The following is a 24325-nucleotide window of genomic DNA, read 5'->3' on the forward strand; positions in this document are numbered from 1 at the left end:
TAGTTAACCCTTAAAAAGCGTTCTTTTTAATTTCCACAAAAATAGGAGTATTATTTTCAGGATAGAAGTTGAACAAATAATTAAGCCAAAAAACAATTTTCTTCTTGATTTGGTTGAATCGGAGCTTAAAATTGTACCCGATTCCTGCCAAAAGTGCATTATGAATATCTCCAGCCACACCTTTGAGAAAGTTTAATCCTAAAGCGTGATTTCTTTTTAAGTGAGATATTGTTGGTTCTATAGCTGCTCTTGCTCTAAATCTTTTTCTGGCAACTTCTTGTTTGTATCGTGAACTTTCTTTTGTGTTTTTCGGGATTAATATTTGTGTTCCATCAACTTTTGTTTTTCCTCTAAAACCTCTGTCTGTAGTAACTATTTTGGGTCTTGTTCCTCCAATATATTTTCTAACGCGCTCACTTTGATTTAATGATTCTTCCAAAGTATTACTATCGTGTGGATTGCCTGAAAATCTTTTTATTGCGGTGATTACTCCTGTTTGCCTTCCTCTTACAACACTCACTTTTGTACCAAACTCATATGCCTTGTGTGCTTTCCCCTTGGCAATACAAGCTGTTTGTGGCTCGTGCAAACTGTAAATTTTATCCTTGCTGTTGCGCTCTTGAGTGAGTGCCTTTTTGCAATTACTAAATTCAGATTCGTATCGTTTTTGAAGATGCTCTGGCAGTTTTCTTTCTAATTCTCGAACAACTCTCTGTCCAATAGTTCGTAATTTCTTTCGAGCCATTGTAGCTCTCTTTTTGCGTTTTGGATGATGCCCAAAATAAAAATCTCGAAGATGTTGTTTGGCTACTCTCTTGTAGGTTTGTCGTTGTTTTATTGCTTCTCTTTCAGCTATTTTTGTACAGTTGTCGATTACTTTTTTAGCCAATTTGGCATCAGTTGGAAAAGTGATATTTTTCTCTTGAACGGTCGTGTCTACTTGAACTTCCTTTTCGTTTTTTGCCTTTGGATGTAGGGCTACACTTTGGCTTAACAAAAATTCTAACCCTTGTTCTTTTAATCGTTTTCTAAAATGAACAAACTCACTCGGGTCAAAGGGTTGCTTGGTTTGAAAAAATTCTTCTCCTGTAAAATATTGCCAATAGGCATTCTCTATCCAACGTTCTACAACCGATTCATCGCTCTCTTTAAAAATCTCTTTCAAAAGCAATAATCCTGCAATTTTTCTAATAGGAATTCAGAGTCTTCCTTGCTCTGAATATAAATTTTGGAACTCCAACTCCATTTTATCCCAAGAAACCTCATCAGCTAATTTTACCAAGGGATGACCAAGGTTTATCAAGTCGGTTAATCTTGTCTTGAATAAATTTTGCTGTGAATCTGGTTTTATTTTTCCTAACATATTGCCACTTTTTTATACCGAAATATACACTTTTTGGCGATTTAACCGTACTGTTTTCAATGGTTTTTAACCACAAATTATTAACAATCAAATTGTTAATTCGTTTTTAAGGGTTGACTAAGTAAAAAATACAAGTAAAAAAAAGGATTGTCAAACTGACAATCCTTTTTTTTAATACTTTCAATGACAATAATTAATTACCGTGTCGTTTTTCAATATCTTCAATAGCTTCTTTGCTCATGGTATCTACTAAAACTGGTGTCGCAATAAACAACGAGGAATATGTACCCACTATAATACCTATTAACATTGCGAAGATAAATCCTCTAATCGATTCTCCACCAAAGATAAACATGATTAATAATACCATAATCATCGTTAGCGAGGTATTTAATGTTCTTGATAATGTGGTATTAATAGAAGCATTTACCACATCTTTGAAGTGACCTTTTCTATCTCCTGCCAAGAACTCTCTAATTCTGTCAAATACAATAACCGTATCGTTCATCGAGTAGCCAATAACCGTTAAGATTGCTGCAATAAAGTGTTGATCCATTTCCATATGGAAAGGCATAAACTTATAGCAAATGGAATAAACACCCAATACAAAGATAACGTCATGAACCACAGCCGCTAATGCCCCTAGGGAGTATTGCCATTTACGGAATGATATAACAAGATATAATCCTACAACTAACATGGCGCCTAAAACCGCCCAAAATGAATTGGTTTTTATATCCGCAGAAATCGCAGCACCTACTTTCGAGGCTTGTAAAACGCCTACTTGTTTTCCGTCATAAGTATTTATGAATTTTTCATAAGTAATTCCTGGATTGAAATATTTTTTCAAACCGTTATATAATTTTTCATTTACTTCCTTATCAACGCCTACGCCATCTTCTTTAATTTTATATTTAGTGGTAATTTTTAATTGGTCAATTTCACCGAATATTTTGGCTTCAACGCCAGTCCCAAATTCAGCCGATAGTTCCTCTGATATTTGAGTTGTTTCTACTGGTTTTTCAAATTTTACTTGGAAAGTTCTTCCCCCAACAAAATCAACACCTTCATCTAAACCATTAACATAAAACGAAATACAACTTCCGATAATAACTACCGATGAAATTAAGTAAGACCATTTTTTAATTCCGATAAAATCAAAATGAAAACCTGTAAACCAGTTTTTAGTTATATTAGTAGTAAACGTTAAATTGACATTTTTTGCAATATCTCTATCAATAAATATTCTGGCGATGAAAATTGAAGTAAACAGCGAAGTAAAAATACCTATTAATAAAGTAGTAGCAAATCCTTGTATTGGTCCTGTGCCAAAGATGAATAAGATAGCTCCAGTCAAAACGTGTGTTACGTTAGCGTCGATAATAGATCTCATGGCACCTTTCCAACCATAAGAAGTTTTCACGGCATCGGCAAGGGATTTCCCGTCGCGTAATTCTTCTTTTGCTCTTTCATATATGATGATATTGGCATCTACTGCCGTACCTAATGTTAGTACAATACCAGCAATTCCTGGTAAGGTTAATACCGCACCTAAACTAGCTAAAATTCCAAATAAGAAAAGTAAGTTAACTAAAAGCGCTACGTTGGCATACCAACCTGCTCTTCCGTAATAAAAAACCATCCATAAGCATACGAGTAAAAAACCTACTAATGAAGATGTTGTACCAGCATCGATTGCTTTTTGTCCAAGAGATGGCCCAACTACTTCTGATTGCACAATTTCAGCTGCGGCTGGCAATTTACCCGCTCTTAATACGTTCGCTAAATCTTTTGTTTCAGCTATATCAAAGCTTCCAGAGATTTCAGATCTTCCGCCAGTTATAGGTCCCGAAGTAACTCCTGGAGCAGAATATACAATGTTATCTAAAGCTATCGCAATATAGCTTTTTTGAGTATACGCTCTCCCTGTTATTTCTTCCCAAACTCTTGCACCTTGACCGTTCATTTGCATAGAAACTGCAGGTTTACCCATTTGGTCAAAAGTATCAGTAGCATCCACTATAACACCGCCGCTCATAGGAGCAATATTGTCTCTGTTTCCTTTTAGCGCATACAAACCAACGGTTTCTGTTTGTTTTTTGGTTTTTTCGTCAACTTTAACATCTGGTTTTCCCCAAACAAATTTGGCATAACGCTTATCTGCTGGTAATAGATTATGAATTTCTGGTCTTTTCAAATAACCATTAATTACAGCAGTATCTTTTGGAGAAGCCACCACTAAAATTGGACCACCGCCTTGAGAAACAAACTTATCAAATAAAGGATTTTTTCCTTTTTTGGCAGCCGTTGAATCTTTAACTTTATCGGTCAATAATTTAGTCAACGAGTCGGCTGGTTTTACCACAGCAACTTTTTCGTCAGCTTTTATAGTAGCTTTTAAAGCTTCGTTTGCAGCACCTAAAAAGCCCATTAATTCTTCTGCTTTATAAGTTTCCCAAAACTCTAATTGTGCGGTACTTTGCAATAATTTTTTTATACGGTCAACATCTTTAGCTCCCGGTAATTCGACCAATATTCTACCTGTTTGACCTAATTTAGCAATATTTGGTTGGGTTACACCAAACTTATCAATACGTTTTCTTAACACGCCAAATGCAGATTCAACTGATTCATCAACTTTTTTTGTCAAGACTTTTTTTACTTGCGCATCAGTCATCTTGAAATCAATTTCACCTTGTAAATTTCTATTCGCAAAAATATCTGGCGCAGCTAATTTGGTAACACCTTTTGACTCATTATCAAATGCAATATAAAACGCATCCAAATAACTTTGATTCCCCACTCTATCTCTAGTAGCATCTTCTAACGCTTTATTGAAAACTGGATTTTTAGAATTATTAGAAAGTCCTTTCAATACATCTTTTACAGATATTTGTAGAATAACGTTAATTCCTCCTTCAAGGTCAAGACCTTTATTGATTTGTTTGTCTTTTACTTCACTATAATTAAAATCCGTAAACCCTAAACTGAAAACTTTTTCTTTTCCAATAGAGTCAAGATATTTAACTTCTTTTTCAGGATTTCCTTTAGAAAAAACTTTGGCATCGTTTTTTACTTTATTGGCCACGAATGTGAAAGAAAGTTGGTAAATACTTACCAATGCAAATAGAATTGCGAAAAATTTAACTAGTCCTTTATTCTGCATTATTATTGAAATTAATTAATTCTTTGGTTGAATAACATCGATTTAGAAAATCACAAAAACTACTTGAATAACAAGAGTTTAAATAACAACCCTTTGTGTTTACATAGTTTCGGTTTTTTTTGAAACGTGCAAATATATAATTCTAACTGTGATTAACCAATATTTTATTGATTAATATCAAAAAAAAGACTGCAAAAAATGCAGTCTTTTGTGAATATATATATTAAACATTATCCCAGTATGGTTTTCAAATCGCCATTCATAGCTCTAACAGCATCGGCACTCTTGGCAAACTTCGCTTTTTCTTCTTCGTTTAATTTAATGTCGACAATCTCTTCAACGCCATTTTTTCCTATAATGCAAGGAACTCCAATACAAATATCATCTTGTCCATATTGACCTTCCAAATATACTGAACACGGAATCATTTTCTTTTGGTCATTCAATATAGCATCCACCAAATAAGAAACAGAAGCACCTGGAGCGTACCATGCTGAAGTTCCTAATAACCCGGTCAAAGTGGCACCACCAACCATTGTATCTGCTGCCACTTTTTCTAATTCAACAGCTGATAAAAATTGAGATACCGGCACTCCGTTATAAGAAGCCAATCTCGTTAAAGGAATCATGGTTGTATCGCCATGTCCGCCAATAACCATTCCCTGAATATCATTTGCAGGTTTGTCTAACGCCAATGATAAATACGTTTTAAAACGAGAACTATCTAATGTTCCGCCCATTCCTATAATTTTATTTTTTGGTATACCTAAAGATTTAAAAGTTAGGTATGTCATAGTGTCCATAGGGTTAGAAACAATCACAAAAATAGCATACGGTGAATGTTGCAACAAGCTTTCCGCCACCAATTTTACAATTCCAGCATTGATACCAATTAATTCTTCACGAGTCATTCCGGGTTTTCTCGGAATTCCAGATGTGATTACTACGACATCGCTATTCGCTGTTTTAACATAATCGTTGGTGTTTCCTGTGACCTTGGTATTAAAACCTAAAGTAGTTTGCGTTTGCGTAATATCTAATGCTTTTCCTTCTGCAAAACCTTCTCTAATATCTACCAACACAATTTCGCTGGCAATTCTTCTGTAAGCTATAGCATCGGCGCATGTTGCACCAACGTTTCCTGCTCCTACAATTGTAACTTTCATTTTTTAGTTTATAGTTTATATGTTTGTTAGTTTATGTGTCTTTATTTTTAAGCTAATCCCGCTTTGCGTTCCAATCTTTTTGTTTTGTAAAAAGCCCTTCGACTGCGCTTAGGGTGACAAAACAAAAAGGATTTCCACTGCAATCGGGGCTAGCTACGCATCGATTTTAGCATACACGGCATTTTTCTCAATAAACTCTCTTCTTGGTGGCACTTCATCGCCCATCAACATGGAGAATACTCGGTCAGCTTCGGCAAGACTGTCAATAGTTACCTGGCGCAACGTTCTATAACTAGGATCCATTGTTGTTTCCCACAATTGCTCTGCATTCATTTCACCAAGTCCTTTATAACGTTGAATAGCAGCACTTCCTCCCATTTTCTCGTTTGCTAAATCGCGTTGGTCGTCATTCCAAGCGTATTCTTTTTTGTTTCCTTTTTTCACTAAATATAAAGGTGGCGCAGCAATATAAACGTGTCCGCCTTCGATTAGCTCTTTCATAAAACGGAAAAAGAACGTTAATATTAAGGTAGAAATGTGACTTCCATCAACATCGGCATCACACATAATGATTACTTTGTGATACCGCAATTTTTCTAGGTTTAATGCTTTCGAATCTTCTTCGGTTCCAATAGTTACTCCCAAAGCCGTGAATATATTTCGAATCTCTTCGTTTTCAAAAACTTTGTGATGCATTGCTTTTTCAACATTCAAAATCTTACCACGCAACGGTAAAATCGCCTGAAACGCTCTATCTCTTCCTTGTTTAGCAGTCCCGCCAGCCGAATCTCCCTCTACAAGATACACTTCGCATTTTGCCGGATCTTGTTCTGAACAATCTGATAGTTTTCCGGGTAAACCGCCACCACCTAGAACGGTTTTGCGTTGTACCATCTCACGCGCTTTCTTGGCAGCGTGACGCGCTTGAGCAGCCAAAATCACCTTTTGCACAATGATTCGAGCATCATTTGGATTTTCTTCCAAATAATTTTCTAACATTTCGGCAACCGCTTGAGAAACCGGAGAAACTACTTCTCTGTTTCCTAGTTTTGTTTTAGTTTGTCCTTCAAACTGTGGTTCCTGAACTTTTACCGAAATAATAGCCGTCAATCCTTCACGGAAATCGTCTCCAGTGATTTCAAATTTTAATTTATCCAATAAACCCGATGAGTCTGCATATTTTTTCAAAGTACGCGTTAATCCCATACGGAAACCTTGCAAATGTGTTCCTCCTTCGTGTGTATTGATATTATTTACGTATGAAAATATATTTTCCGAATAACTGGTATTGTACACCAACGCCACTTCAACGGGAACTTCTCCTTTTTCTAGCTCCATGTTGATCACATGAGAGATTATTGCTTCCCTTCCTTTATCTAAAAAACGAACAAATTCCTTTAATCCTTCTTTGGAATGAAAAACTTCTGAGGCAAATTCGCCTTTATCATTTACATCTCTTCTGTCTGTAAGTGTAATGGTAATTCCTTTATTCAAAAAAGACAATTCACGCATACGACCAGCAATAGTATCATACGAATACTCAATCGTCTGGGTAAAGATGCTTTTATCCGGATGAAAAGTAACCATAGTTCCGCGCTTATCTGTTTCACCAATTTGCTTAACAGGATACATCGCTTTACCTTTTTCGTATTGTTGCTCGTATACTTTTCCTTCTCTAAAAACGGTCGCTCTCAAATGGTCAGAAAGTGCATTTACACAGGAAACCCCAACACCGTGAAGTCCTCCGGAAACTTTATACGAATCTTTATCAAATTTTCCTCCCGCACCAATTTTGGTCATAACAACCTCAAGTGCAGAAACACCTTCTTTTTTGTGAATATCAACAGGAATTCCACGTCCGTTATCTTCTACAGTAACCGAATTATCTTCGTTTATAATAACACCAATCGTGTCGCAATGTCCAGCTAATGCCTCATCGATAGAGTTGTCTACTACTTCATAAACCAAATGGTGCAAACCTCTAACTCCAGTATCGCCAATGTACATGGAAGGGCGCATTCTTACGTGCTCCATTCCTTCTAACGCCTGAATGCTATCGGCCGAATAACTATTCTTTTTAATCTCGTCGCTCATATTATTTTTTGATAAAAATCTATTTTTTGTCTAACGAGCAAATATATAAAAACGCATAGGATTTCCTATTGAAAATTGGGTTTAAAACCTTTAAGTTATTAACATTTTTGATGGGATTTCAACAAAAAACGTCCATCAGAAATGACGAACGTTTAGAATTTGAAACTCATTCAGGTTCAACAAACAAGCTATTTTCAAAAAATATTTTTTAAACTTTACTGTAAGCAGCATCATGAACATTTGCCACCGCTCTACCTGATGGATCATTCATATTTTTAAAGGCTTCATCCCATTCCAAAGCAATTTTTGTACTGCAAGCCACACTCGCTTCCTGCGGAACGCTTAAAGCAGCTGCATCGCTTGGAAAGTGTTCGGCAAAAATGGAACGATAATAATACTCTTCTTTAGACGTTGGTGTTTGAATTGGAAACTTAAATTTAACATTCGCTAATTGCTCATCCGAAATTTCTTTGGCAACCACTTCTTTCAAAGTATCAATCCAACTGTAGCCAACGCCATCGCTAAATTGCTCCTTTTGTCTCCAGGCAACACTAGTTGGCAACATATCTTCAAAAGCTTTTCGAAGTACCCATTTTTCCATTCTTTCGCCGTTAATCATTTTGTCCTGCGGATTGATTCGCATGGCAACATCCATGAATTCTTTATCTAAAAACGGAACTCTTCCTTCAATTCCCCATGCTGCTAAACTTTTGTTGGCACGTAGGCAATCGTACATGTGCAGTTTGCTTAATTTACGAACCGTTTCTTCATGAAACTCTCTTACATTTGGTGCTTTATGGAAATACAAATAACCTCCAAATAATTCATCTGAACCTTCGCCAGATAATACCATTTTTATTCCCATCGATTTAATAACTCTCGCCATCAGATACATTGGAGTTGAAGCTCTAATCGTGGTAACATCATACGTTTCTATATTGTAAATCACATCACGAATGGCATCTAATCCTTCCTGAATTGTGAATTTAATTTCGTGGTGAATAGTTCCTAAATGGTCAGCCACAACTTGTGCTGCAGCTAAATCAGGCGAACCTTCTAAACCAACTGCAAACGAGTGCAATTGTGGATACCATGCATCAACTGTGTCACCAGATTCAATACGTTTTTGCGCATATTTTTTGGCTACAGCCGATGTGATTGAAGAATCCAATCCACCGGAAAGCAAAACGCCATACGGCACATCACTCATCAATTGACGGTGAACGGCGGCTTCGAGTGCTTTTTTAATCTCATCGATGCTTGTTTCATTTTCTTTTACAGCATCATAATCTGTCCATTCTCTTTTGTACCACTGAACAAATTCGCCGTCTTTACTTGACATATAATGTCCAGGAGGAAACAATTGAATTTTGGTGCAATAGCCTTCCAAAGCTTTCAATTCGGAAGCCACATAGAAAGTTCCGTTTTGGTCCCAGCCAATATACAATGGAATTATTCCCATATGGTCACGAGCGATGAAGTATTCATCTTTGGCTACATCATAAATCGCAAAGCCGAAAATACCATTCATCTCATCAATAAAATGAACACCTTTTTCTTTGTATAAAGCCAAAATAACTTCACAGTCGCTTTCGGTCTGGAACTTATATTTTCCTTCAAATTGTTTACGCAAATCCCTGTGATTGTATATCTCGCCATTGGCAGCCAAAACCAAACTCTTGTCTTCGCTGAACAATGGCTGTTTTCCGGAAGCCGGGTCAACAATGGCTAATCTTTCGTGAGCCATAATGGCTTTATCATTACTGAAAATTCCACTCCAATCCGGTCCTCGATGACGGATGATTTTTGACATTTCCAACACTTTTGGTCTTAAGACTTCTGCTTTTTGTTTTAAATCGAAAGCACATACAATTCCACACATATTCTTTTTATTTTATTTTGATAGGGCAAAGATGGAATAATAGTTATAAATGAAAAACATAATCAATTATTTACTTATAAATTATAACTAAAAAATAGAATACTATTAAATTATAAAACTTGAAAAACTTAAAAAGGGGGTTTTGAGTTAGAAAGTGTTACGAAACGCTTTCAATAGTATAAGCCTTCCCGTTCATATCAAATGAATATCCAACTTCATTTCCCATCAATTTACTTCCCAACGGCGATTGTGGCGAAAGCGCAAAAATGGTTTTGTCTTCAATAGTTAATTTTGGTAAAGCTGTGCTTATAAAAAGTAATATTCCATTAGCCTGTACCAAACTTCCCAAAGCTACTTTTTTGTGGATTTGTGATGCGTCAATTTTGTCGAGAATAGCCTTTTGTTCGAGAATTTCCTTTAGTTTGTGATTGAGTTTTTCCTGCTCCAAATGCATCATGGAAAGCGCTGTTTCATGCTTGTCTCCTGCCGAACCTTTAGCATCGTTTTGAGCATCTTCAGTCAAACCCGAAATCATGTCCTGAAAAACATCAATGCGGTCTTGAAGCATTTCTTTGTAGCGTTGGAGTATTTGTTGTTTCATAACAGACTAAGAGATAATAGACTAAAAGATGAAAAACTAAAAGATGTGAGACTAAAAGATGCGAAATAGTAAACATTATTTTGTCTATCATCTATTATCTCTTCGTCTTTCATCTATTCTCTACATTAAAAATCAAATTTATAACTCGCACCACCTAAAATCTGTAATCCTTGCACAGGATAATTAGACCATCGTTGATAATTTTGATTGGCTAAATTATTTCCCTTTAAGAAAAATGAGAAACGCTGACTATACTTGTATCCCAAATAGGCATTAATGTCGAAAAAGCTTTTAAGTGTAACGTTTTCATCGGGAGGAAAAGGAAGTGTGACGGTAGCTTGTCTAAAAATATCTTTTCTTTCACCCACAAAGAACAGGCTTGCTCGCGCATACCATTTCGGTGTGATAGTGACATCAAGGGTTGATGTTAGTTTTATTGCAGGTAAATTCCAAGCTTCTTTTTCAACATCGGTTGTGAAACTGCTAAAGGTTGCGTTTACGCCAAAGGAAACGTTTTTAGAAAAATCAGCTTTTAATTCGCCAAAGAGACTTACTGTTTTTACTTTGTCGTACACAACCTCAAAAGAATTGGCAAAGGTATATCCGTCACTATTACCATTAAAAATGTCGTAAATATTACTCTTAAATAGTGCTTTCCCTTCTTCATCTTTGTACGATCCGCGAATGTTATAACTTACGCTATTAGCCAATTTTCCTTTTAATCCGGCATAAATATCATATTTTTGATTGGTTGGAGCTATCGTGAGTGTTGGGGACACAAAGAAATTTTCTTGAATAAAATCATGATAGGAATTTTGCTGTAAAGTGCCTTCTAAACCTGCGTAAAAAATCATCAAATCACCAACAATTTTAAACGACCCTGTAACTTGAGGATAGATAAAGAATTTGCTTTGTCCTGCTTCTTGTGCTGCGCTGTAAAAAAATCCGACGCCAGCATTAATTGTTAGCTGGTCTTTTTGAATTTTTACGCTAGGTTGAAAACCAATATTCGTAAAACCATATTTGAAAGAACTGCCGCCGTTGAACGTTTTATTAAAAGAACCATTAACATAATCTACAACAAAATTGACTTTAATTTTTTGCTCTACAATATCAAATTCTAGAGATGGCTTTGCAACAAACCGATTTTCGGAAGAGCCAAAAGCATCCCAAAAACGAGTAAATTTCACTGTACTTTCTTTAAGAAAACCATCGTTTAAACCTAATTTTCCTCCCAAGTACAAAGTATGATACGTTTGTTTTTCACTAATGCTAGCAATTGTTATATCATCAAAAATTCCTGGGTGAATTCCGTACCAATTATAAACTTGATGTTGGTATCCTAAATCTGCATTCCAACTCATAGCTTTGGTTCTGCTACCATAGGTTAAATCTAGAGCTGTATTCAAGAATTTATCGTCCAAAACCACGTTTTTTATTCCGCCTTGAGAGGAATTGTGCCGCAACATTCCACCAAAATAATCCGTATTGCTAATGTTTTGAGTAATAAAAAGCTCGGCAGTTACTGTACCAAAATTTCCCGCGCCCAAAGTTAAGTAGTTACTGAATATTTTTTCATCGGGAATTTTATCCACACTGACAGCTTTTCCTTTTGATGGCGCAAAAGTAGAAGCTACTGGAAACGAGAAAATAGTGTATTGAATGTTCTCTTTTTTTGAGGTATCATCATCATCCAAAGTTGGTGTTTCTTTAACTTTGAACGCATCAGAAATGGTTGGTGCGTATGGCTTTACCACGTTTACGACTTCGGTTCCTATGTTTTCGTCTTTCTTCTGGGAAAAAGAAATTTGGATTGCAAAGAGACAAAGAGATAATAGACTGAAAGATGATAGACTTTTATTTTTACAAACGATAAAACTCATTCTTACTAATTTAAAGTGTTTTGAAATGTCATTGTTGCTTTTTGAAATTCTTGTAGTTTATTTTCTAAAATATTTAGATTTTCCTCCGCGATATATCTTCCAGAATTGCATAGTATAAGTTGAGTTTGTAACTCAAATGATGAACCAAGAGAAATATCCAGAAGATGACTAAATGATTTATCTGTACGACTTGAACCCTCTGCAATATTAGATGGAATAGAAACTGCACAACGGTTCATTTGAGAAACCAATCCAAATTTTTCTTCATTTGGAAAAATTATTGATAAATCAAAAATTGTATTTGCTATCTCCATTGCCATTTGCCAAATTTTTAATCTTTTAAAATTATGTCGCTTAAAATCGGTCATAGTCTATTATCCATTAGTCTCTTATCTATTTTCTCTACTCTGTTAATGATGAATTCGTTTTAGCTGCTTCTCCTTTAATGATTTTCAGTTGGGCTTGAGCTTCTGAAAGTACATCCTCAAATTCCTTGAAGTTTTTAATCACACTATCCAAAATTGATGTAGCACTGAAATTGTCCTTAAGTTGGTAATAATTATTAGCCATTACAATAAGACCTTTGGCTCCAAAATATTTATAACCTGAATATTCTTTAGCTAATTTTTGAACTGTTTTATTCGAATCTTCATATTTGCCATCTTTATTCTTGAAATAAGCATCGTAATACAAAGCTTCGGCAGCAATTTCTCCTTTGGCAATGGTTAACAATTTTGCGTAAGCCAATCTGGCTTTTTGCTCATCATTCACTTTTATGGCAGCACGGGCAACGATAATTTGCGCATCACTTTTTATCTTGTTATCTGTTTTTGGATTTGATAATACTTTATCAGCATAAACAACCGCATTGGCATACTCTTTTTGGTCGTAGTAGGCACGCATCAAATTGGCTTGCGCGAAGGTTACGTTTTGTGGAAAATCAGCTTCTGTTTCTAATCTTTGGAGCACCGGAACCGCTTTCGTATAATCATCTTTTTTTAAATGGATTTCAGCTAAACGCGCTAACGATTGCTCGGTAAATTCGTTTCTTGCTTTGCTAATTACAAACTCATAATTGGGAACAGCACTGGCTTCTTTTCCGTCGGTGTAAAGTGACTGCGCCAAATAAAAATTGGCTTTCAAAGTATGAATTCCATTTTGAAATTGGGAAATATAACCTCCTAAACTTGTAATAGCTTGCTTGGTATTGTTTTGCAAATATTGTTTTTCGGCTGCTTCGTAAGTATCATTATCCAAATCGGCATCAGACACTTCAACAAAATCCAGTGTTTTTACCCAAGCCGCATATTCATTGACTTTTCCGTTATCCATATAAACCAATCTCGCAGTCGAAACCGCTTCTAAAGCTTCTGGAGTTCTTGGATATTTTGCAGCCACTTCTTTGAATTTGGCAATAGCCAAATCATTTCTTTGACTATTATAATATACTAATCCTTGGCGAAGAATCGCTTTGGAGGCAAACGAACCGTTTTTGAATTCGCTCAATAGTTGATCATAAGTCTTAATCGCCAAATCGGTTTTGTTTTCGGTAACGTAAGTGTTTCCTAATTCGAATAGAGCATCGTCGCGATATTGAGACTTTTTAAATTTTGCCAAAAACGAATTGAAATCTTCTATCTTTTTATCGTTTTTACCAACAAATCCGTAGCTTAATGCTTTTTGGAACGCAGCATAATCAGCATCAATACCTTTCATATCAATTGCCTTGTTATAAGCGTCCATGGCAGGCCAATATTTGGAAGTTACAAATCTTGAGTCGCCTAATCTCAAATAGGAATCATTCAAACGCACTTTATCGTCTTTGTTTCCATCAACAAATTTTTGAAAATAGTTCCCAGCTTGGTCGTACTCTTTCAGCTTGAAATTTGCGTAAGCAATGTTGTAATTAATGTTCTTGTTTTCTGGAGTTGCTTTGGCTTCAGCCGAATCTTCAAATTGTTTGAAACTCTTCAGTGCATCGGTAAAATTATCTAAAACATACTCTGTTTCGCCTTTCCAGAACGTTGCACGAGCGGTTATTTTTTCGTTTTTTTTATTGGCGATTGATTTTTTAAACATGCTCAAGGCTTCTTGATAATTACCGTCTGTGTACAATTCAATTCCTCTGTAAAACAATACTTTTTGATAGGCAATTCTGTTTTCTGGAGTATTATTTTTTTCCAATAAAGTCAAGGCATCTTTGTAATTTTTAGACGTGATATAGGAGTTAATCAATAAAGTTTCAATTTCTAATTTGCTTGGCGAATTTGGATATTTATTTAAAAACGAGGACAAAACCTCGGGCACCGATTGATATGAATTTCCAATGTCATAGCTTAATTTGGCATAATTCAAATTGGCATCTTCCTGAATTTTTTTGTCAAAATCCATTTCAGACGCGCTTTTGAAAGCGTTTAAGGCTTGTTGTTTTTTATTGGTTTTGAAATAGCATTCACCCAAATGATAATATGCATTTTGTGCTACAAAATCCTTTCCATTTATGATTTTATTGAATTGTGATATCGCATTTTCATAGTCTTTTTGCATGTAATACGTGTAACCTAATTGGTAAAAATCGGTGTTGTTCCACTTTCCTTTTTTGCCTTTGTATTCCTTTAAATAAGGCAGCGCTTTGTCGTATTGTTTCAAATTAAAATAACTTTCGCCGATGATTTTATTTAATTCTGATTTTTCCGAAGCATTAGATTTTGGCATCGCAACAAGACCAGCATCAATGGCTTTTTGAAAATCGCCCGATTTGAAATTCATGTCGGCTTTGAAATAAGATAATTTTTCAGCGTATTTCTCCTCGCTTTCTACTTGTTTAAAATACTTATTGGCTTCCTTGTAATTGTCGCCTTCATACGCCATAAAACCTAAATAATAATTGGCTTGCGTTCCATATTCTTTAGAATTGACGACATTATTAAAATAACTTGTCGCCTCTTTTTTATCTCCTGCAGCAAAATGTGCATAACCTTTTTCAAAAGAAAATTTTTCAGTTTGTTCATACGTCAAAGCATTTTCATCTACTTTATCAAAATACATTAAGGCCTGCGGAAATTTTCCTTGCTCAAAATAATATTGCGCCACTTCTATGTACGCTTGATTTTGTTTAGAACTGGTTGGATAATCTGAAATGAACTGCTCAATCAATTCATCGGCGTTATTTTGATTGAGATGAATAGCACAAATACCTATATAATAGGCACAATCCGACTGAAAATCCTGATTAGCGTTCTCTTGTTTTACTTTTTCAAAAAGAATTTGTGCCGACTGGTATTGTTTGTCTTTAAACAGGGAAAGAGCGTTATCAAATTCAGATACATTACTAGTATAAATAGCAGATTGTTGTGCCGAAACGTGATTTATCTCCGCTATAATAAGTATCAAAAATAACATTAGAATTTTACGCATATTTTTTATTTTTTCTATTCCAAAAATAGTGTCCCAACACCTATAACGTAAAAACTACAGTATTTATTATAAACATTCTTTTAAACAATTTAAAAATTGAAATTGCGAAAGTTAAAATTCCAAGTACCAATAATTTAATCATTTTTTTTTAATTTGGAATTTGAAATTTATATTTACTATTTTTACGCAATAAATGAAATTACTCATGTCAGAAACTATTTTATCACTTAAAAATGTAACTATTTATCAAGAAAACCGAGTGATTTTATCCCAAATAAATCTAGACGTTAAGGAAGGTGAATTTTTATACATTATTGGAAAAACGGGAACTGGAAAAAGTAGTTTTATGAAAACCCTTTACGGTGATTTACAATTAACCACTGGCACTGGAACTATTGCGGGATTCGATTTAGTAAGTTTGAAAGAGAGTGACATTCCGTATTTGAGAAGAAAAATTGGCATTGTTTTTCAGGATTTTCAATTATTGCCCGACCGAAGTGTGAATGAAAACATGTTGTTTGTATTGAGAGCAACGGGTTGGACAGACAAAACCGAAATGCAGGTTAAGATTGATGAAGTTTTAAGCAGCGTTGGCATGAAAGGCCTGACAAATAAAATGCCTCATCAGCTTTCGGGTGGCGAACAGCAGCGAGTTGCTATTGCCCGAGCTTTACTTAACGATCCAGAATTAATACTTGCCGACGAACCCACGGGAAACCTTGACCCACAAACGAGTGTAGAAGTGTTAAGTGTTCTGAAAAAAATTAATGACAACGGAAAAACAGTTATTATGGCAACACATGATTATGCTTTGCTTATGAAATTCCCGTCAAAGACTTTAAAATGCGAGGATAATACTATTTTTGAGGTGGTTCAAAAAACGGTGTAATGTTAACTGTTTTAATTCCAACTTTCCATTATAACGCTGTGCACTTAGTTAAAGCCATTCAAGAGCAATGCTTAAGAGCTGGAATTATTTTTGAAATTATTTGTCAGGACGATGCTTCAAAATCAGAATTAAATACTAAAAATGAAAAAATTAATTCTTTAGCAAATTGTCATTTCTACACCAATATTAAAAACCTTGGGCGAGGAAGAAACATTAATTCCCTTGTTTTAAAAGCAAAATATGATTACGTCTTACTTTTGGATTGTGACACTTTACCAACTAAGGACACTTTTATTCAGAAGTATTTGGATGAGATAAAAAAAGAGAAAGCTGTGGTTTTTGGAGGTATCGTTTATCACTCTGAAAAACCAAAACAGAAAAATTCACTGCGTTGGGTTTATGGGCAAAAAAGAGAAGCATTATCGGTAGCATTAAGAAAAGAAAATCCTTATTTTTCTACTTTAACTTCTAATATTTTATTCAAAAAAAAAGTTTTTTTATCCAATCCGTTTAATGAAAACATTAAAAATTATGGCTATGAAGATGTAGTTTGGGTCAAAAAGTTAAAAGAAAAATCAATCATAATAACACATATTGAAAATCCAACTTTTCATCTGAATTTAGAAACCTCGGAAATCTTTATAGAAAAAATACATCAATCGTTGAAAAACCTTCTCTTGATATCAAATTTAGGGTTGATTACAGCTACAGACAATAGAATATTACGAACATATGTGCGTATTTCCAACATTGGTTTAGCGGCTTTTTTTAGCTTTATATTTGCTACATTTCACAAAAAAATAAAAGCTAATTTAGTATCAAATCACCCTTATTTATTTCTGCTAGATGTTTACAAGTTGTGCTATTATTGCAAAATTAATTCGAAATGAATCCTTTCTTTTCCATAGTTATTCCATTGTATAACAAAGAAAAATACGTGCTTGCTTCTTTACAAAGCGTTTTGAATCAAACCTTTGAAAACTATGAAGTAATCATTGTTGATGACTGTTCTACAGACGAAAGCTTTGAGATAGTCTCTACTATAAAATCTGAAAAAGTGAAAATCATAAAGCACGATTTCAACAAAGGGCTTTCGGCTTCGAGAAATACTGGAATTAAAAATTCTAATGGTGTTTATATTGCTTTTTTAGATGCTGATGATTTTTGGAAACACACCTTTTTAGAAGAACTATTTTTACTGATAAAAAGTTTTCCAAAGGCTAAATTGTTTGCCGCTAATTACGAAGAAGTGTACCCAAATAATGTTGTTCTATTGCCAAATAATAATGCTAAAAACTTAGAAAAAATTAGTATGATTAAGGATTTTTTCGAAATCAGTTTAGCACAGCCACTCTATTGTCCTTCAAGTTTATGTGTCGATAAAATGGTTTTTGATGCTATTGGTTTTTATAATGAAACCATTCGATATGGCGAAGATGTTGATTTTAATATTAGAGCAAATTCATCATTTCAATTAGCCTACTCTAAAAAACCTTTGGTAGCATATACTATGGTATCAGAAAATCAAATTACGCAAAGTTTAATTGGCGATAAGATTATTACCGATTTTGATTTTTTTGACACTAAAGAAACGTCAAAATCATTGAAAAAGTTTTTAGATTTTCATCGATATATTATGGCAAAACATTATAAAGCCGAAAATAATAAGGCTGCATTTGAAAAAATGAAAAAAGGCATTACTAATGAGAATTTGAATTTTAAACAGCACCTTTTGTTGAATGCACCATTGTTGGTATTGAATTGGGTAAAAAAAACCAAATCCTTTTTTCTTGCAAAAGGCATTCGATTTTCTACTTACAATTAGCTTCTAAATAAGCCTTATATTCATTAAAGTTTCTAATATAATCCTCTTCTGAAAATTCGCCCGAAGAGATTACTAAACAAATAGAACCTGAGGAAAAATTGTCTAATTCGCGCCAAGTATTCGATTTAATAAGCAATCCTTTATCTGGTTTATTCAAGGTTACTTTTTGAGTTTCATTGCCATCATGTAACACCACATCAAAACTTCCCGAGAGTGGAATTAATAATTCAAATTGTTCTTTGTGAGCATGACCACCTCGTCTGGCGGAGCTTGGTACATCAAAGAGATAATAAACCCGTTTCATTTGAAACGGAAGCAAATTTTTTTCGATTACCGCTATATTACCTCTTGTATCGTGAATTTTTGGTATGCTTATTATCTCAATATCCATGGTGCTAACTTACTTTATTTTTATCAATTCTAACCATTGTTTTCCTATTGTTTCAATGTCAAAAAGTTCAAGGCTTGTTTTTGTGTTTTGTTTGCAATACGCTCTTAACTGATTATTCTCTATAAATAAATTCATAGCTTCGGTAAGTTTATCAAAATCTTGATTGGGTACTAAAAGTCCATTTTGTTGGTCAACCACAATTTCATTCGGACCGCTAAAACAATCGAAGGAAATAACTGGATTTGCTACTGAAAACGATTCTAAAATCACATTTGGAAAGCCTTCATTTTTACTAGATATAACAGTAAATAATGCACTTTGATAATACGGAAACGGATTGTCAACAAAACCCTTAAACACTACTAAATCTTTCAATCCTAATTGTGCTGCTAATGCTTTATATTTCGATAGATTTTGTCCATCACCCAAAAGCACTAATTTGATTTTTTTTTGAGGCAAAATCGATTTAGAATACGCTATAATCAATTGGTCAAATTGCTTTACGTCCTCATTCATTCTACCTACCGCCATACAATATTTTTCGAGAGAAACATCGAACTCATCTTTCAAAAAAGCTATAGATTGTATGTCGATTGGATTATAAATCTGAAAAACATTCTTTGCAAAGCCTTTAGAAACTATTGCAGTTTGTATCGCTTTTGAAACCGTCACAACTTTTTTGTTCTGATAAATAAGGGTGGAAAACCAAGATGATTTTGGGAAATAAAAATCTAGTATACCACTATGAACGGTGTAAAACGTATTTTTTGGATAACAAAATTTTGAGATTACCATTTCCTGTAGTAATCCAGTTCGTATTCTAAAATCGATTACGGCATCAAAATCATTTTTTTTAATAAACTGCTGTAGTTTAAAATACCTAGTTATTTTCCGATTTATCGGATTAGAATTTTGATGGACTTTACCTAAATTCAAAATCGAGCCTGAATACTCATACTGAATCCAATCTACAAAAATACAATTATGTACCTCAAAACCCATCTTATGAAAATAAACAGACAACAAAGCATGCACTTTCTCGGCACCACCGTTTGCCAAACAATCTCCAATGAGTGCTATTTTGTGCTTGCTATTTTGGTTTACCATTATCGGATGTTAACTTTTCGTAACAAACCTCGTTAATTTTTTTATTTTTACCATTAAAAGAAATTAAAAAATTACCTTTTCATTTCCTTTTTTTTAGATAAAACCAAATTATAGAAAAACATAGTCATTCATGCGGATACTACTTCTAGGAGAATACAGTAGGTTACACAATACTTTAAAAGAAGGTTTGCTTGTGCTAGGTCATGAAGTGATTCTTGTGGGCAGTGGAGATGGTTTCAAAAACTATCCGGCCGATTATTCTATTGAAGCCAAATGGTGTCAATCCAAACTATTGAACATTCCGAGGCAACTTATTTTTAAACTATCAAAATTTGATGTTGCAAAAATAGAAATTGGCATTCGATTTTATTTGTTGTCTCATAAATTAAAAGGTTTTGATGTTGTTCAACTGATTAATGAAAGTCCGATACAAACGCTGAAATGGGCTGAACGACTTTTGCTAAAAAAAATCATTAAAAACAACAAAAAATTATTTGTTTTAGCTACAGGTGTTGATTATTTGAATGTGAAGTATTGGTTTGAAAACCAAAAGGAAAAATCTATTTTACAACCCTATTTTAATAATCCATCCCTAGAAAAAGAGTTTCGGTATATATTAGAATATCGCACCAAAAAACATAAAAAAATTCATGATTTTGTTTATCAACACTGTTACGGAATTATAGCTACCGATGTTGATTATTTGCTACCGCTAAAAGGGAATACAAAGTTTTTAGGGCTTATTCCAAACCCAGTAAACTTTAATAAGCTCGAGTTTCAAGAATTAAGAATTACCAACAAAATAGTTATCTTTCTTGGTATAAATAAGTGGAGTTATCATCAAAAAGGGATTGAGTATTTTGAAAAAGCATTGACAATTATTAAGAAGAAATTTGGAGATAAAGTTGAAATAATTATTACTCAAAACATTCCTTATTTAGAGTATATAAACCTTTACAACCAATCGCACATAGTGTTAGACCAACTGCATGGTCATGATCAAGGCTATAATGCTCTAGAAGCCATGGCAAAAGGAAAAGTAGTTTTTACCAATGCAAGTACACTTTTTGAAAAGCAGTATAATTTGACTGAAAAAGTAGTAATAAATGCGTTGCCCGATGTAGATTATTTAGTAAATGAGTTATCCTCTTTAATTGATAATCCAGATGAAATAATAGCGATTGGAAAACATGCTAAAGCCTTTATAGAAAAGGAACATGATTATTTGAAAATTGCAGAAGAATATCTAGAAATATGGGATAACTAATTAATTCAACAAAATAAAAGTTTAAACGACTTCAATAATAACAAAATCAGCATCAAAATATAATGAAATAAAAAACCGCCTCAATTTTGTTTTGAGACGGCTTCTTTTAACTAGAACACTAAATGAAACCTATTCTTTAATAAACTTAAGAGTTTCATTAATTGAATTTGAACTTAACTTAACCATATACATTCCTGTTGGAAGATTAGGTATGTTTAAATCAAATTCATTTTGATTAGTTTTAGTTTGATAGATAAGTTTACCAAAAACATCAAAAACCGTTACAGCTAAATCTTTTACTTCACTACGATTTAACATTATTGAAAAAGAACCATTGTTAGGATTAGGATAAAGTACAGCTCTATTTATTTTTAAGCTATCACTATCATGACTTGCGTTATTACCTGCCATTTTTGGAGCTGTATTACAAACTGTCAGACCGCCATTAATTTTTAAATCGATTCTACCTGTTGCGTTTGGAAAAAAATCTGCGTTAGTAATATCTATATTGTTTTTTGCAGTAAAAGCAGAAGTGTTTTTATCTCTAAAAACAACATTGTTCATTGTTAATTTATTGTTTATTCTTGAAAGATTAAAATCAAATTTGGTAAAAGTATGATTCTCAATAACTGCGTTCCCATTTGTTTTCATCATTTCATCAACAAAAATAACACTTTTACCTATTTCAAGTTTTCCTGACCCAACTTTATCAAGATAGTTATTATTTAAGGTTGAATAATGCTCAATATCTTTTGATACTAATTGCAGAATACTTCTAACTTCAACCGAATTCAAGCATGGATTTCGATCAAACATTAAACCAATCGTTCCGGAGACAATTGGAGCGGAAAATGAGGTTCCGTCATTATATATAGGCATACCTGATGAAGGGTTTAAATAGGCTGAATAATCAAAAACATTATGTCCTGTTGACATTATATCTACAAGCCCATTAACAGTATGATTCCATTGAAAACCATCAGGATTATAGGCGTTTTGATAATAGCCATTTCTTAAAACTCCTACTGGATTATTAGGGTCTAAGGAACTGGCTGAACCAGATACTGAATCTTGTAAGTCAACGTGAATAGGAAACCATGACGATGTGCAACAATAACTTGGATTATTTACAGGGTCCAAAACGTTTGACAATGGCAAAGTATAAGCATTTTTATGATGTACAGTTGAGACAGAAATGACATTATCATATGAAGCTGGGTAAATAAATAATTCCCCAAAAGGAGTAATCGGAATTCCATTAAGAACTCCTCCAGTTTCTCCACTTATATACGATTGAGCTGTAGAATATGATGGCGCATTTCCTGCAGCACCAACTAAAACGACATCATATGTATCAACCAGATAGTTAATTATACATTGTTCAGCTTGCCTGTAACCACCCATAAAATTTGTATAACCCGCACCATTGTGCCAACTCATATTTATTACACGTGCTCCCCCAGCAGCTAAAACTCTTAAATTATTAAAAGCGTCACAAACAGATGTATCACCAAAACCTATTGGTGATGCTAAAATATTACAATCCATACATACTCCAACGCTGCCTGTGTTATTACCCTTTCCTGCTGCTAATTCTGCTACTGCGGTTCCGTGTTCCCAACTAGAGGAATATCCATTCCATCCAGGAACAAATGATAATTTACCAATTAAATCTGGGGAGGTATTATCAAATGCTGAATCTGAAATACCGATAATAGTTGCAGGGTGACCTGTTGTAATATCCCACGCAACTGGTGCTGAAAGATAATCCAACTCGCTTCTCGAGACATTGGCACCACTATTAGGTAAATGTGTAGTTCCATAATCGGTAGGATAACTATTTAGAGTACCAACTGGCTTGTCGGTCAAATCATCCGAACTTATAAAATTAGATGGTAATCCTTTTTTCAAATCATTAATCAAAGCACTGCTGTCAGTTACAACTAAAAAAGTGTTAAGAATACAAGAACTACCTGCAAAATCGGGAAATGCTTGCTTGAACTCGTAGATTTTATATTTATCAAAGATTGTTTTCATTGCCTGATTCGTTCCTGAATAAACTAGCAATCCATTTTGAGTAGTAAATGTTGGTGCCTGATTATAGTCATTTAAGTATAAGTAATAAGTATACTTTTTGGTTTGTGCATTTCCCGAAAAGAAAAATAAACAAATCATAAATAAATAAACATTTTTCATATCTATTATTTTTTGAGTTCATTTTTCAAGACGTTTATTTCCTTCTTCATTTCTATCATATATAGAGTCAGTTCTTCCACTTTCTGAAGCAACAGTTTATTCATTTCACCCAATTCAATTCCATTTACCTCAACCTCTTTTGCAGAAGGAATATCCTTTAAATGTCCATTTTCTTTTATCTGTTGCTCTACATCTTCTAAAGATGGTAAATTGTATTCTTCATTAAATACATAATCTGCCCAAGTTGTATACACTCTAACCCTATCAGCTCTGATAGCTCCTTTAACAGATAATCTATAGGTATCTAATCCATCGACAAAGGTTGTTGTGCCTATACCAAGATAAGAATTAGCTTTTGGTAAAGTTAATACAGTATTATTATTACCATCATCAAAAACTTTAAATAGTTCTATTTGTGTTTTATCTAAAACGATAAAATTTGTTGTTCCTCCTGTTTCTCCGGCCATTCTAAATCTTCCAAAATTGTTTCTGTCTTCAATTCCTAATAAAAAAGATGATTTAATATCAAGATTTGAGGCAGGGAAATCGAAGAAATTTAACATCCTTGTATTAATATACCCCGTTCCTGTTCCGATATTCTTTCCAATTCCAGCCACCACACACTTATCATTTCTATCTAAATATGAAGGGAATGTTTGTCCATCTGCTAAACTACTAGTAAAAACTACTTGATTTGCTTTCAAAATACCTGAAACATCAAGTTTAGATGCTGGAGTAGTATTCCCTATTCCAACATTCCCAGTGCTACCATTTATAAATAAATTACCTCCTGCTGAAGCAGAATTAAAATTTAAATTATTATTACTTAATGTTACAGTCCTGTTTGCTGACAAATTACCGTCACTTGTATAAATGTTAGTAATAGTGGGAGTTGTATTTACAACTGGTGTTAAAATAATATTCCCATTTGCGTCAACACTTAATCCTTTGCCGTTACCGGTAGTTGTAGTTGTTGCACTAGTTACATTTGTTAATTGTATTCCAGAAGTTCCTGCTACCCCGCTTGTGACTTTAAGTCGCAAACCTCCTGCTCCTGATACTGCTCCTACACCAGTAC

18 protein-coding genes are annotated in these 24325 nt (G+C 34.1%); 4 read left to right on the plus strand and 14 right to left on the minus strand.

Annotated elements, in window-relative coordinates:
• Positions 1–10: 10 nt before the first annotated feature.
• The 10 genes from Q0Q96_RS06850 to Q0Q96_RS06895 all read right to left on the minus strand — a co-directional run bounded on the left by Q0Q96_RS06850 (position 11) and on the right by Q0Q96_RS06895 (position 15572).
• Positions 11–1198 carry an IS5 family transposase gene (locus tag Q0Q96_RS06850; RefSeq protein WP_366069120.1) on the minus strand — a complete coding sequence of 396 codons (1188 nt, stop codon included), beginning with the start codon at positions 1196–1198 and terminating at the stop codon, positions 11–13.
• Entirely contained in the window at positions 1199–1363 is a 165-nt protein-coding gene (locus Q0Q96_RS06855; protein ID WP_293872537.1) for a hypothetical protein, read from the minus strand.
• Between the two features lie 193 nt (positions 1364–1556).
• A complete protein-coding gene (gene secDF / locus Q0Q96_RS06860; RefSeq protein ID WP_293872538.1) occupies positions 1557–4529 on the minus strand; it encodes a protein translocase subunit SecDF in 2973 nt (990 codons plus the stop codon).
• A gap of 230 nt (positions 4530–4759) precedes the next feature.
• Positions 4760–5695, minus strand: coding sequence for a malate dehydrogenase (locus Q0Q96_RS06865; protein WP_293872539.1), 936 nt, complete (start codon positions 5693–5695; stop codon positions 4760–4762).
• A gap of 153 nt (positions 5696–5848) precedes the next feature.
• Complete coding sequence (gene gyrB / locus Q0Q96_RS06870; protein ID WP_293872540.1) at positions 5849–7789, minus strand: DNA topoisomerase (ATP-hydrolyzing) subunit B; 1941 nt, start codon at positions 7787–7789, stop codon at positions 5849–5851.
• Positions 7790–7997: 208 nt separating this feature from the next.
• The gene (asnB, locus tag Q0Q96_RS06875; protein ID WP_293872542.1) at positions 7998–9671 is read right to left on the minus strand and encodes an asparagine synthase B; all 1674 of its coding nucleotides are present in this window, start codon (positions 9669–9671) and stop codon (positions 7998–8000) included.
• A 157-nt stretch (positions 9672–9828) separates the two neighbouring features.
• Positions 9829–10272, minus strand: coding sequence for a hypothetical protein (locus tag Q0Q96_RS06880; protein ID WP_293872544.1), 444 nt, complete (start codon positions 10270–10272; stop codon positions 9829–9831).
• A gap of 125 nt (positions 10273–10397) precedes the next feature.
• A complete protein-coding gene (locus tag Q0Q96_RS06885) occupies positions 10398–12155 on the minus strand; it encodes a TonB-dependent receptor (protein ID WP_293872546.1) in 1758 nt (585 codons plus the stop codon).
• Positions 12156–12160: 5 nt separating this feature from the next.
• A complete protein-coding gene (locus Q0Q96_RS06890; RefSeq protein WP_293872548.1) occupies positions 12161–12523 on the minus strand; it encodes a four helix bundle protein in 363 nt (120 codons plus the stop codon).
• Positions 12524–12557: 34 nt separating this feature from the next.
• Entirely contained in the window at positions 12558–15572 is a 3015-nt protein-coding gene (locus tag Q0Q96_RS06895) for a tetratricopeptide repeat protein (protein ID WP_293872550.1), read from the minus strand.
• A 205-nt stretch (positions 15573–15777) separates the two neighbouring features.
• Between Q0Q96_RS06895 and Q0Q96_RS06900 the strand changes: the two genes are divergently transcribed.
• Genes Q0Q96_RS06900 through Q0Q96_RS06910 form a run of 3 tightly spaced genes read left to right on the plus strand, consistent with a single transcriptional unit; the run spans position 15778 to position 18286 of the window.
• On the plus strand, positions 15778–16461 hold the full coding sequence (locus tag Q0Q96_RS06900) for an ATP-binding cassette domain-containing protein (RefSeq protein WP_293872552.1): 684 nt from the start codon (positions 15778–15780) through the stop codon (positions 16459–16461).
• Positions 16461–17351 (plus strand): glycosyltransferase, encoded by an 891-nt coding sequence (locus Q0Q96_RS06905; protein WP_293872554.1) that lies wholly within the window; start codon positions 16461–16463, stop codon positions 17349–17351. Before Q0Q96_RS06900 ends, Q0Q96_RS06905 begins: the two co-directional genes overlap by 1 nt.
• The gene (locus Q0Q96_RS06910; protein WP_293872556.1) at positions 17348–18286 is read left to right on the plus strand and encodes a glycosyltransferase family 2 protein; all 939 of its coding nucleotides are present in this window, start codon (positions 17348–17350) and stop codon (positions 18284–18286) included. The genes Q0Q96_RS06905 and Q0Q96_RS06910 overlap by 4 nt, the downstream gene beginning before the upstream one ends.
• Here Q0Q96_RS06910 and Q0Q96_RS06915 read toward each other — a convergent pair.
• Positions 18273–18677 carry an FdtA/QdtA family cupin domain-containing protein gene (locus Q0Q96_RS06915; protein ID WP_293872558.1) on the minus strand — a complete coding sequence of 135 codons (405 nt, stop codon included), beginning with the start codon at positions 18675–18677 and terminating at the stop codon, positions 18273–18275. The genes Q0Q96_RS06910 and Q0Q96_RS06915 overlap by 14 nt on opposite strands.
• A 9-nt stretch (positions 18678–18686) precedes the next feature.
• Positions 18687–19784 (minus strand): glycosyltransferase, encoded by a 1098-nt coding sequence (locus tag Q0Q96_RS06920; RefSeq protein WP_293872560.1) that lies wholly within the window; start codon positions 19782–19784, stop codon positions 18687–18689.
• Positions 19785–19914: 130 nt separating this feature from the next.
• On the opposite strand from Q0Q96_RS06920, the gene Q0Q96_RS06925 reads away from it, so the two are divergent.
• Positions 19915–21051 carry a glycosyltransferase gene (locus tag Q0Q96_RS06925; protein WP_293872562.1) on the plus strand — a complete coding sequence of 379 codons (1137 nt, stop codon included), beginning with the start codon at positions 19915–19917 and terminating at the stop codon, positions 21049–21051.
• A 129-nt stretch (positions 21052–21180) separates the two neighbouring features.
• Here Q0Q96_RS06925 and Q0Q96_RS06930 read toward each other — a convergent pair whose 3' ends face one another.
• Positions 21181–23247: a S8 family serine peptidase gene (locus Q0Q96_RS06930; protein WP_293872564.1), complete on the minus strand. Its 2067-nt coding sequence runs from the start codon at positions 23245–23247 to the stop codon at positions 21181–21183.
• A 5-nt stretch (positions 23248–23252) separates the two neighbouring features.
• Complete coding sequence (locus tag Q0Q96_RS06935) at positions 23253–24290, minus strand: hypothetical protein (protein WP_366069122.1); 1038 nt, start codon at positions 24288–24290, stop codon at positions 23253–23255.
• Positions 24291–24325 lie beyond the last annotated feature (35 nt).

The sequence above is a fragment of the Flavobacterium sp. genome (assembly GCF_025352015.1).
Classification (GTDB): domain Bacteria; phylum Bacteroidota; class Bacteroidia; order Flavobacteriales; family Flavobacteriaceae; genus Flavobacterium.

Coding starts and splice junctions, on each gene's coding strand:
- secDF (WP_293872538.1), bottom strand. CDS start 4,529: ATGCAGAATAAAGGACTAGTTAAATTTTTCGCAATTCTATTTGCATTG.
- Q0Q96_RS06865 (WP_293872539.1), bottom strand. CDS start 5,695: ATGAAAGTTACAATTGTAGGAGCAGGAAACGTTGGTGCAACATGCGCC.
- Q0Q96_RS06920 (WP_293872560.1), bottom strand. CDS start 19,784: ATGGTAAACCAAAATAGCAAGCACAAAATAGCACTCATTGGAGATTGT.
- Q0Q96_RS06855 (WP_293872537.1), bottom strand. CDS start 1,363: ATGTTAGGAAAAATAAAACCAGATTCACAGCAAAATTTATTCAAGACA.
- asnB (WP_293872542.1), bottom strand. CDS start 9,671: ATGTGTGGAATTGTATGTGCTTTCGATTTAAAACAAAAAGCAGAAGTC.
- Q0Q96_RS06880 (WP_293872544.1), bottom strand. CDS start 10,272: ATGAAACAACAAATACTCCAACGCTACAAAGAAATGCTTCAAGACCGC.
- Q0Q96_RS06930 (WP_293872564.1), bottom strand. CDS start 23,247: ATGAAAAATGTTTATTTATTTATGATTTGTTTATTTTTCTTTTCGGGA.
- Q0Q96_RS06905 (WP_293872554.1), top strand. CDS start 16,461: ATGTTAACTGTTTTAATTCCAACTTTCCATTATAACGCTGTGCACTTA.
- Q0Q96_RS06895 (WP_293872550.1), bottom strand. CDS start 15,572: ATGCGTAAAATTCTAATGTTATTTTTGATACTTATTATAGCGGAGATA.
- gyrB (WP_293872540.1), bottom strand. CDS start 7,789: ATGAGCGACGAGATTAAAAAGAATAGTTATTCGGCCGATAGCATTCAG.
- Q0Q96_RS06915 (WP_293872558.1), bottom strand. CDS start 18,677: ATGGATATTGAGATAATAAGCATACCAAAAATTCACGATACAAGAGGT.
- Q0Q96_RS06900 (WP_293872552.1), top strand. CDS start 15,778: ATGTCAGAAACTATTTTATCACTTAAAAATGTAACTATTTATCAAGAA.
- Q0Q96_RS06885 (WP_293872546.1), bottom strand. CDS start 12,155: ATGAGTTTTATCGTTTGTAAAAATAAAAGTCTATCATCTTTCAGTCTA.
- Q0Q96_RS06925 (WP_293872562.1), top strand. CDS start 19,915: ATGCGGATACTACTTCTAGGAGAATACAGTAGGTTACACAATACTTTA.
- Q0Q96_RS06910 (WP_293872556.1), top strand. CDS start 17,348: ATGAATCCTTTCTTTTCCATAGTTATTCCATTGTATAACAAAGAAAAA.
- Q0Q96_RS06890 (WP_293872548.1), bottom strand. CDS start 12,523: ATGACCGATTTTAAGCGACATAATTTTAAAAGATTAAAAATTTGGCAA.